General features: G+C 48.8%; 1 tRNA gene. It reads left to right on the forward strand.

Features of this window, described 5'->3' with window-relative positions:
- The first annotated feature begins 64 nt into the window (after positions 1-64).
- Positions 65-151 (forward strand) — tRNA-Ser (locus tag HMPREF2811_RS09540).
- Positions 152-209: the final 58 nt, after the last annotated feature.

Genomic DNA, 209 nt, shown 5'->3' on the forward strand with positions numbered 1-209 from the left:
TGATGTCGTAGGTTCGAGCCCTACTTGCGGAGTATTTTGTATAGAGTGAGACAGCTTCTAAGATGGAGAGTTGTCCGAGAGGCTGAAGGAGCACGATTGGAAATCGTGTAGGCGGGAGACCGTCTCAAGGGTTCGAATCCCTTACTCTCCGTACAGAATAGACGATTATATAAAGAAGGTCCGTTGGTCAAGTGGTTAAGACACCGCCC

Source organism: Globicatella sp. HMSC072A10, from assembly GCF_001811625.1.
GTDB lineage: Bacteria > Bacillota > Bacilli > Lactobacillales > Aerococcaceae > Globicatella > Globicatella sanguinis.